A 9,653-nucleotide genomic window follows, 5' to 3' on the forward strand; every position below is an offset into this window, starting at 1 on the left:
TGGCATGATAATCACTCCTTTCAGACCTTTTTTGATACCTCTTCTCTGGTACCAAGGATATTTTACCATGTCCGAACCTCTTTTTGTTTTCTATGTGGTCGCGTATTTATGGCGACCTGTACTTAGTTATTTTCCCCAACAACTCTTGAGCGTCTTTTTTCTCAGGGAATTCTTTTTGATTCGATAGTGCCTTATTTAATTCAACTGTGGCCTTTGCATTTTCTCCCTGGCGGAATAAGGCCAAGGCCAAATGAAACCTTATGGATGGATTTTCTTTATCCAGAGTAGCAGCTTGATTGAACCTATCTACAGCCTGATTGAATTTCCCCATTTTAAAATATACCCAGCCAATGGTGTCAATAACGGCTGGATTACCAGGATTCAGTTTGTCCGATTTCTGTGCAAGTTCGAGAGATTGATCCAGGTTTTGTTCTCGGTCAGCATAGAACCAGGCGAGATCATTAAGAGCTCTGGCATTATTAGGGTCTAATAGAATAGACTTCTTATAAAAATCCTCCGCCTTTCCATAGTCTTTTTTATCTACGTAAGTACTCGCCAAAAAGAGGCTTACATAACTGTTCTTAGGATCTATTTTATTAAGGATATATTGATATTGATCTATCGCCTGATCAGGTTTATTTTGTCGATTATAAGCAGTTCCAAGGTTTACCCTCAAATTTAAAGAATCAGGTAGTTTCTTGATGCCCTTTTCCAGAGTATTGCAAGCCAATTCAGCCTGGCCTGATGACTGATAAACCGAGTAAAGCCTTAAGTATGTCTTTTCAAGATCGGGATTAGGATCTGTATCTATAGCCTTATTAAGGTAATCGATAGCCTCCTTGGTATTCCCCATCCTTAAGGATAATGTAGCCAGATCATTCAAAACAGCAGCACCGCTGACCTGTTTTTCAGAAATAATATCATCCAGTTTGGCTTTGGCCTTATCATGTTCCTTGTTAAGATTATAAGCATGGATCAAGAGCTCCCGGGCAGCAATGCTCTTTGGATTAGCCTTGGCTATCTTTTCAAATTCCGCAACAGCCAGGCCATACTCCTTATTCTTTAAATATGCTGAACCAAGAATGGTACCTGCCAGGTTTGAGTCCGGCATTACAGAGCTAACCTTCTTGGCCAGTTCGATGATCGACTTGACATCACCTTGTTCGGAGTAAACTTGAGCCAGCCGGGCAAAGGCGCTCTGATGTTTCGGATCTATGGAGAGAGCTTCCTGAAGCCTGTTGATTTCTTCCTTTTTATCTCCCGTTTTGGCATAAATTTCTGCCAGTCCCATAATTGCTTTAATATTCCTGGGATACTGTTTTAATATCCCTTGATATCTTTCAATAGCTTTGGCAGGTCCCCTTTCAAGGAGATCCAATTTGGCAAGATTGAATTGGGCTGTAAGGAATTTGGGATCTTCCGACAGAGACTTGTTCAAGCTCTCTCTGGCCTTATCGAAACGGCCCTGCTTAAGATATGACAAGCCAATAATATTATAAAATAACCCACCCTGCTTGGGATTGGACTTCAGGGCATCAGAACAAATGTTGATTGCCTTATCCGGTGCATTCTGGTCTAAATAGGCCAGGGCCAGAGGAACATAGAGCTTCAGATTTTGGGGATTGATCGCGATTGCTGATTCGTAAATCTTGGTAACATCATCTTTCTGTTCACCCTTTTTCCGAAGAGCAGCCAGGTTCTGATGGGTCATGGTAAAATTGGGGTCCAGTTGCAGAGCCAATTGAAACTCATCTATTCCCTTATCCATCTTCTCGCTGCTGATATAGGCAATTCCCAGAATATTGTGCAGATACGGATTATCAGGACTCAGATCGAGAGCCTTTTCTGCCTCGTTGATGGCAAACTCATATCGGTTAAGCTCGAGATTTATAGTGGCAAGCATTGTATGGGCGCCAATATGTTTGGGATCCAATTCGATCGCCTTCTGCAGTGCGCTGATACTCTGGTTCTTATTATTGACCTGATAATGGGCCAGACCAAGGAGATAATAGGAATTTACTCCCCCCGGATTTATCTGTACGGCTTTTTCAAGGTCTTCTATGGCTTCTCTGTATTGAGCTTTGACAAAATAAGCTCCACCTCTCATATGATACCCGAAAGGCATCTTGGGGAACTTTTCAATAATCAGGCTTCCCTGTTTAATAGCTTCATCAAATTTCTTCTGCTGATTAAAGATGTCTCCTAGGGCAGCCATAGCCTCAAGCGAAGAAGGGTCTATCTTTAAAGTCTGCCGATACTGGTTTTCTGCTTCCTGGTACTCCTTCAACAGGTAGTAGTACCGCCCCAAAGCCAGATATGGCCTGATATCCTTGGGTGATTTATCTCTGGCCATTTCAAAGGTCTTTTTGGCATCGACATAGTTTTTCATCTCCATGTACAGACCGCCCAGATTGATTAACACATGGATATTATCGGGATCCAATTTCAGGGAATTATCAAAATGTGAGTTGGCCAGGTTAAAATTCTTCATTGCAATATAGATTTGACCAAGCAAATTATGTATTTGGGACCCTTTTACTTCTGTTATCCCCTCAACCTGCTCTTTTCCCTTATTGAGCTCCAGGGCGGTCTTTGCTTCTTTCAATGCATTATCGAACTTCTTTTCAGCCAGATAGATAGAAGCTGATAAAAAATGAGCTTTGCTGTTACCAGGATCTTTGTCAATGACTTGCTTCAACTCCTGCATGGCATTATCCAATTTACCCGTAAGGAAATACGTTTCCCCCAGTTGAAGCCGGATAGAATAGTCACTCGGATCCATATCGAGTGCGCACTTGAATTCAATAGTCGCAGCGTTGTAGTTCTTCTGTTCAAAAAATTTTACTCCCTCGGTCACATGTTCCTGCTTTGTCTTTCTACAGCCGCCAAGTGCAGGGATTAAGGCAAATAACCAGCATACTGTAGAAATAAGGAGCAATTTTTTAACTTTTATTGCTATACTACTGCCGGTATTGTTATGTTTATGGATGTTGCTGTATTTATAATTATATTTTTTTAATAATATTTTATAATCTTCCGTAAATTCAGCAATAAGATTTAACCATAGCATAATCAATTACCTTTCCTTATTTTGTAAATTTATTATATACCCCTTATCGTTTTATACAAACACAAGATCTTAATTTTACGGCTCAAGTGGATCATATTCGGTAAGGGAGGTCAAGACCTTTCATTAGTTGCTGGATATTGGATCATAACGAAAGAAGTAAACGGGGGGTTATATACAATTGCCCCCTTCTGGATGGAGAACTCAGCCAGAGAGAGGGCTTTAAAAAAAAGAATAAAGAAATATACTGTAGATTATTTTCCCTACAACTGTCGCTCTTTATATATTATATAACAGCGACACCGAAACGGGACGATCCCAAGAAGATGGCTCTATTTATTCTTTAACTTCATGACAGTCTCTTTCTGTTGTTCTAAAAGTAGAGGTTTATTTACCTCCATATACCCCACCTACAATAGTATGGTATCTAAACAAGAGAAAGTGAAAGAAGTAACAATGATGGCTATGGTATCGGTATAACTGGTTCTGCTTCAATGACTATCGAAATAATATCAGATTGAACAGTATAGGCATAGGCTTTGGCGCTGCTTTGCACATCCGTTGGCACAGTTGCTCTTACAATTTGAGCTAACTTTACATAAAAGTAATCACCTGTTTTAAAAGTAGTATTATCTGTCTTAATACCGAGTGAACCTGGCAGTCCAAGGGATTCTTCCAATGTCCGCCTTCTCGTGCGATCGTTTATCCCGTCAGTGGTTAACGTATTAGAATATGAAAAACTTATGACTGGGGCTGCTGTCGGATCCTTATATATCTCAAAGGCAAAATCTACTCGTGCCGTCCCTGATAAAAGGCCGGGCATATAACCAGTTAACCCCCCACTATTTAATATCCCAGAAAGTACAGCCTCTGCTGTTAATTCTACATTTATGCCGTAGTCCTCACCAGGGTCTGGGTTTAACCTATATCTGATCATATCACCTGAATTCACTCCACTTCTCACTATGGCATAGGTCTCATAAGCGATGCCTTCATCTCCGGATGCACTTTGGGCCGTTGAATGAAGAATGAATCTAACATGATTATCATTGTTTAATGGATTGTCAATCTTATCTCCACTTGCTTGTCCATATCCGTAAGCGCTAGTGCCTGCAAAAATGGCATCATCAGTGCTTACCCCTCGTGAAGCTTCCCAACCACTTGCAGACCACTTATAAGTTCCTTTGAATGTTGTGCCTGTCTCAGCATAAATTTCACCTGATATATAATCAATCTGAATTGCCCATCCCAGTCGAGCACCCGAAAAGAATACAATAGAAGATACAAATATAATAAAGACTATCCATAATACTCTTTTATCCATAATAATTACCCCCTCAATATTCCCCATAGATAAAAAGCCGACCCTGTTTTTACCATGTCGAATTCACGTTAATTATTCTGATCTCATTTCGAGAGTGAGCCGATTTTCAAAGTAATAACACCAAAAATTCCAACGAGAGTGATACCTAAAAGAAGCAAGGTTGATGGCTCTGGTACTGGTGTAGTAGTAGGGTCTGCATGAATAGCTATCGAAGTCGATTGAACAGCATAGGCACTGGCGCTGCTTTGGTAATCCCCTGACACAGATGCTCTGGCAATTTGAGCGAAATATACATAGATGGAATCACCTATGTTAAAGGTAGTATTGTCTACCTTGGTACCGAGTAAACCTGGCAGTCCAACGGATTCTGTCAATGTCGGTCTCCCAGTTGTATTGTTTCTCCCGTCAGAGGTTAATGTATTATAATGCGAAAAACTCATGACTGCGTCTTCTGACGGGTCCGCATATATTTCAAAAGTAAAATCTATTTCTGCTGTCCCTGATAAAAGTCCAGGCATATAACCAGCCAACCCCCCGCTATTTATTGTCCCTGAGAGCACAGCCTCTGCTGTTAATTCCACACCCATGCCGTAATCCTCACCAGGACCGGGAGTTAACACAAATTTAAGCATATCGCCTGGATTCACTCCACTTCTCACTATGGCATAGGTCTCATAAGCGATGCCTTCATCTCCGGCTGCACTTTGGGCCGTTGAATGAAGAATGAATCTGGCGTGGTTGTCATTATTTAATGGACCATTGATCTTATATCCACTTGCCTGTCCATATCCGTAAGCGCTAGTGCCTGCAAAAATGGCATCATCAGTGCTAACTCCTCCTGAAGCCTCCCAACCAGTTGCAGACTTCACATAGTTTCCATTGAATGTTGTACCTGTCTCAGCATAAATCACACCTGATACATACTCGATCTGTATTGCCCAACTCAGTCGAGCACCCCCCAAAATTAGAATAATGCATAAAAATACAGCGTTTCTTATCCACAATATCCTTTTATTCATGTATCTTACTCCTTTCACTAAGCTATTATCTGTTTCGCTCTCATACAGCATGACACCGGAATGGAGAATTCCCGAAGAAAGATGACTGTATTTTTCGACTTCATGAGCGTCTCTTTATTTCGTTGTTTATAACGATGGTGTCTAATAAATGAGAGCGACCTGTTTTAATAAATTGACAATATTAACTTAACTATAGAGACTTTCTTTTCCTTGCTACCTAACGTTTTTCATAAACCTATCCCGCCTGCTTAGAGATAAGGAACTATTTTTAAGGAATGAGGTGGGGAAAATATTACCTTCTGGTTATGTAAGGTCAACATTCCTCTCTTCCTTATGGTAGCTCGGCATGGCGAAAGGCTGAACGATTACTATGATTCTAATTACCTTTTTTTAAGATTAATGCATTTTAAATGCCATTTCCTAATTACCTGATATTTAAGGCTATTAACCATTCTCAAACCTAAATTATCTAAGAATATGTAGCCTTTGGCTACAGGTTCATTTTATATAGGTAACCTACAGTAACTTAATAAGTTTTATTAATATATAGGGTACAAAGTGTAGTAACTTACTACAATTTTAACCCATCCTCATATTACCTGTAAGACTTTCAAGCACCCCATGAAACTGCTGGTTATTGGCTTCATTTCTTACCGTGAAGTGGAAGGGGGGCCAGCAAAAGCGCAGAGAATACAAAGAATACAATGTAAAGATGAGAACTATGGAAACAAAGAGCTTGATCTTGATGAGACGGATATCAATATAGATCTGGCACGTATCCATGCCCGATCTCCCAAAGGGCAATGCTATTAAGCCTCAAACCGCTATAACATTCTCCTGGAAGTCGTACTAACATTAAGGATCTTTGTGAGATTGTGATTCTCAGGCTGTTATCGAACAGGTGCGATGGATTCGACTCAGGAACTATCGTGCCTGCATTTTACATACTGAACGGAAAATGAAACAGTTAGGGAATCACCTTGTACTGAAACGAGCATTGCAGGGTTAAAAATCTCCTGGTGAGTTTTCCCGAAAGAGGCAATCCGTGATAGTTGGAGACGAATTGTCGAGATAAATTCCACCGCCGGAGTCAGCTGAATTTCTTTCAATAGTACATTTAGTTACGACCAAGTCATTTGAAGATGAGCAGTAAATCCCTCCCCCCATCGATGAAGCCGAATTACCATGAATAAGGGTGTTGGTTATACTTGAAGAAGAGTCAAGGCAGTAAATTCCACCACCATCATACCCAGCAGAATTCTCAGTGATGTTGCAGTCACTGACTGGCGATGAGGAAAGCACAAGCAAAATCCCACCGCCATCATACAGCGTCGAGTTTTTACTAATGGTACAGCTGGTGATGGCTGATGACGAAAACCCGCAATAAACTCCACCAGCGACCCAGGTAGACGAATTTTCACTGATATTGCAATTCTTAATAGCTGCTGAGGAACCCATGCAACAAATACCACCACCATATTTAGCTGAATTTCCAGTGATAGTACAGTTGGTAATAACCGGAGAAGAGGTGCAATAAATTCCACCGCCCATACTACCTTTACCGTTTTGCACAGTAATTCCACTGAGAATCGAATCGCTTTCTTCATCAGTATTGAAAGTAATAACAACTCCGCTCCCCCCTCCATCAATTATCGTCGCAGCAACTACATCCGGGTTATTCGGATCCGCACTCTTCACGGTAATGGCCTTGCCTTTAAAATTAATCTTTTCATGATAAATCCCTTCGTGAATAATTATCACATCACCATCATGGGCAGCCTCGATTGCTGCCTGAATGCTCTGTCCAGGGTATATATGGACTTCGATACATATATTCTTAATATTAAAATTGTCATCGTTACAATCATCAGCATTATCCACATATCCTAATGGGCAAGAGCCAGTTTGTGTGCACTCTTGTATAGCAATATCAGGATTCCCATAGCCATCTTTATCATTATCTTGGTAGCAGATTCGACATATCAATTCATCTGAGGGTTCACTTTCGAGGTCCACGTTATCATAAGCAGTGATCCAACAAACATACGTTTCTCCAGAGTCCAATTCTTGAATCGTATAACTGGTGGTATCACGGTTAACTTTAATGCACTCAGGGTAACTGCTGGAAGAGTCTACCTTATAATAAATACAATATCCAGCAAGATCATCGTCTTCGCTATTGGCATCCCAGGCAAGTGGAATACTCCGTGGACATATATCACTCAATGCCCTGCTTGGATTCAAAAGGCAAAAATATAAAATTCCTGCCAGCATAATTTTCCCAAGAAATCTTGTGCCATTTATATTCATGACTATCCCCCATTTTTTTATTATTCCTTAAAGTTGGTTGTCTGAAATAGAGCTCACCTAATAATAGTGAAAGAACTTACCCAATCTTAAAAATCAGGTAGCTACTCAGACTGTTAGTCTGTTAGTCTAAAAGCCTTTCTTGAGGTCGGAACGCATTGTCTTTTCCTAACAACCTAAATGCCTACAGTCTATCTATCTGAGTAGTTACAAAATCAGAAGATAATTACTCACAAGAGCAAAGATTAACAATCGGATTATTTGATCTTGATAATTACCAGCATTCCTCTTTTTATTGATGTCGGATTATAGCTGATAGCAGCAAGCTCGACAGTTTCAGTTATTCATCCTATAAGTATTTCGGCATTTATAATATAAGAGGGTGGAGGGAAATGCTGCTCTCAGTACACATCAAGATACATACGTGGCAAGATAGTGCAATTGAGTTTTAGGCCGGATGGTACTTGCGAGGTATGTGCATTATAAATCCAACTGAGTCAATCCTTCGCGCAGTGGATATGACCGTAAACAGCCACAGTATACAATTACTTCTCATCGAAGAATACCTATGGTCATTACGGCTTTTCAACTCTATAAATATGTTCAGGAAAAATTTATCTATCATAAGCCAGCCCATCTTTCAACAACGGCAGCAATACGCTCACTCGCCTTACCATCCCAGAGTGGAGGAACCGAGCCTTTTTTACCTTTCCCGGATAAGATTCCATCCACCTCCTCTTTAAGTCGGGTCATGTTCTGTCCAACCAGCACATTCGTGCCAATGGTGGTAGTAATCGGACGCTCAGTATTCTCTCTCACTGTCAGACAGGGTATACCAAGGAAGGTTGTCTCCTCCTGGATACCCCCTGAGTCAGTAATAACTATCCGTGCCTGCTGCTGCAGTGCCAAAAACTGTAAGTAGCCAACCGGCTCAATCAGTTTGAGGCGTGAGCTGTCAATAGTAATGCCCAAACTTTGCAGCCTGTGCTGAGTGCGGGGATGAATTGGAAAAATCACCAAAAGGGACTGGCTAATCTCCTGAAGGGTCTTCATGATGCTGGCCAGCATATTGGGGTCATCTACATTTGAAGGCCGATGCAGGGTGACGAGAGCATAGGATCCGGGGTGACAAAAATATCCATTTATGGCAAATTCCTTCAGCACTACTTCATGGTCCGCTTTGGGCAAAAGCCTCAGCAAGGTATCAATCATGACGTTGCCTACAAGATGAACCTTTCCACTGGGGATTCCCTCCCTTTTCAGGTTCTCATTTCCATCCTCTGATGGAGTGAAGAGAATATCCGCCATCTGGTCGGTCAGTAACCGGTTGATCTCTTCAGGCATAGTACGGTCAAAGGAGCGCAAGCCTGCCTCGACATGTCCGATGGCCACACCAAGTTTGGTACATACAAGAGCCGCGGCCACCGTGGAGTTGACATCGCCATAGACCAGCACTATATCAGGCTTTTTCTCTACCACTACCGGCTCGAAGCGAATCATGATCTGGGCTGTCTGCTGTGCGTGAGTCCCTGAGCCAACTCCAAGGTTAATGTCAGCTCTGGGGATTCCTAACTGATAAAAGAAAATATCTGACATATTGACATCATAATGCTGTCCTGTATGAACAACAGTCTGGCGGATGCCACTTCGCTGTCCCAAGGCAGCAATGACTGGCGCTGCCTTCATAAAATTGGGCCGGGCACCTACTATATGAAGAACATGCATCATAGAATACGATACTCCTTAATTAGAAAAGTATTCAGACAAATCACTCGCCAAGCAGAAGTTGATAACACCTGATATGGTCAACTGGTAATGTCAATCGAAAATTCCCCCACCGTGACAGCCGAAAATTCCCCCACCCCCAAATTATAAATTTATAAAATAGTTAACAAGTGAAATTAGTTGTTGAGATTGTGAATAGGGTGGAAACCTC

General features: G+C 41.4%; 6 protein-coding genes. 1 reads left to right on the forward strand and 5 read right to left on the reverse strand.

The genetic code is table 11. The features are described 5' to 3' along the window. Positions 1–106: 106 nt before the first annotated feature. The 3 genes from prsT to AB1611_01860 form a co-directional block, all read right to left on the reverse strand. Positions 107–3,070, reverse strand: a complete 2,964-nt coding sequence (prsT, locus tag AB1611_01850; GenBank protein ID MEW6378330.1) for an XrtA/PEP-CTERM system TPR-repeat protein PrsT — start codon at positions 3,068–3,070, stop codon at positions 107–109. 460 nt (positions 3,071–3,530) lie between these two features. After that, positions 3,531–4,391 (reverse strand): hypothetical protein, encoded by an 861-nt coding sequence (locus AB1611_01855; protein MEW6378331.1) that lies wholly within the window; start codon positions 4,389–4,391, stop codon positions 3,531–3,533. A gap of 83 nt (positions 4,392–4,474) precedes the next feature. After that, positions 4,475–5,410, reverse strand: a complete 936-nt coding sequence (locus tag AB1611_01860; GenBank protein ID MEW6378332.1) for a PEP-CTERM sorting domain-containing protein — start codon at positions 5,408–5,410, stop codon at positions 4,475–4,477. A 621-nt stretch (positions 5,411–6,031) separates the two neighbouring features. Between AB1611_01860 and AB1611_01865 the strand changes: the two genes are divergently transcribed. After that, positions 6,032–6,223, forward strand: a complete 192-nt coding sequence (locus tag AB1611_01865; protein MEW6378333.1) for a hypothetical protein — start codon at positions 6,032–6,034, stop codon at positions 6,221–6,223. Positions 6,224–6,415: 192 nt separating this feature from the next. Here AB1611_01865 and AB1611_01870 read toward each other — a convergent pair whose 3' ends face one another. Both AB1611_01870 and wecB read right to left on the reverse strand, forming a co-directional pair. Beyond that, positions 6,416–7,720 carry a fibronectin type III domain-containing protein gene (locus AB1611_01870; protein MEW6378334.1) on the reverse strand — a complete coding sequence of 435 codons (1,305 nt, stop codon included), beginning with the start codon at positions 7,718–7,720 and terminating at the stop codon, positions 6,416–6,418. 618 nt (positions 7,721–8,338) lie between these two features. Next, the gene (gene wecB, locus AB1611_01875) at positions 8,339–9,445 is read right to left on the reverse strand and encodes a UDP-N-acetylglucosamine 2-epimerase (non-hydrolyzing) (protein ID MEW6378335.1); all 1,107 of its coding nucleotides are present in this window, start codon (positions 9,443–9,445) and stop codon (positions 8,339–8,341) included. Positions 9,446–9,653 lie beyond the last annotated feature (208 nt).

It is taken from the genome of bacterium (genome assembly GCA_040755755.1).
Lineage (GTDB): Bacteria > SZUA-182 > SZUA-182 > DTGQ01 > DTGQ01 > DTGQ01.

Excerpts from the sequence above, each read along its gene's own strand:
- prsT (MEW6378330.1), bottom strand. The coding sequence starts at position 3,070 with ATGCTATGGTTAAATCTTATTGCTGAATTTACGGAAGATTATAAAATA.
- AB1611_01855 (MEW6378331.1), bottom strand. The coding sequence starts at position 4,391 with ATGGATAAAAGAGTATTATGGATAGTCTTTATTATATTTGTATCTTCT.
- AB1611_01860 (MEW6378332.1), bottom strand. The coding sequence starts at position 5,410 with ATGAATAAAAGGATATTGTGGATAAGAAACGCTGTATTTTTATGCATT.
- AB1611_01865 (MEW6378333.1), top strand. The coding sequence starts at position 6,032 with ATGAAACTGCTGGTTATTGGCTTCATTTCTTACCGTGAAGTGGAAGGG.
- AB1611_01870 (MEW6378334.1), bottom strand. The coding sequence starts at position 7,720 with ATGAATATAAATGGCACAAGATTTCTTGGGAAAATTATGCTGGCAGGA.
- wecB (MEW6378335.1), bottom strand. The coding sequence starts at position 9,445 with ATGATGCATGTTCTTCATATAGTAGGTGCCCGGCCCAATTTTATGAAG.